The following is a 635-nucleotide window of genomic DNA, read 5'->3' as shown; positions in this document are numbered from 1 at the left end:
TGAGGCCCTGAGTTGGGAATGCCGTTCGCTGCGCGACCACGGTTATGACGTAGCCAGGCGTATGGGGCTTATGGAACTCGGGCCGGAGTACATCCACCGACGGGTGGGCTTCAACTACCGGCTGACCGAGATGCAGTCGGCCATCGGAAGTTCCGAACTTGCCCGCCTCGACTCGTGGAACCTTCCCCGGCGCCGCGCCAACGGTCGCCAGCTGATCGAGGCCCTTAAGGATCATCCACTGGTGATCCACACCCCGGTGGACACGACAGCACGGGAGAATGCTTTCTGGTGGGCGCCCTTCGTGCTCGACGTGGAGCAGCTTTCGGTCCCTCTGGCAGATTTCGCCGCGGCCATGACCGCAGAGGGCATGCCCTTCACGGTGGTACAACTGGGAGAGATGTATCGGGAGCGTGTCTTCGTCGAGCGTATGGGCTTCGGGAAGCTGAACTACCCGTTCGACGACCCCAACGCCACCCCGATCGACTATTCAAGGACGAGCTGCGCCACGGCGCACTGGCTCTCGGCACGCACACTCACGCTGTACACCCACCCGGTCTACACCGAGCGGCACATGCAGCAGTACATCACCGCCTTCGAGAAGGTGGCAGCGGCCTTTCAAACGAAGACCCCGACGA

Annotated in this window: 1 protein-coding gene; it reads left to right on the top strand. The window is 62.7% G+C overall.

Annotated elements, in window-relative coordinates:
- Positions 1-61: 61 nt before the first annotated feature.
- The coding region (locus DD1DGNOD_RS12470; protein ID WP_241255678.1) for a DegT/DnrJ/EryC1/StrS family aminotransferase at positions 62-635 on the top strand (574 nt) is incomplete at its 3' end.

The organism is Candidatus Protofrankia californiensis (assembly GCF_900634765.1).
Taxonomy (GTDB): domain Bacteria; phylum Actinomycetota; class Actinomycetes; order Frankiales; family Frankiaceae; genus Protofrankia; species Protofrankia californiensis.
The sequence above is the reverse complement of the archived record's forward strand: the minus strand, read 5'-3'. Positions and strand labels throughout refer to the sequence as shown.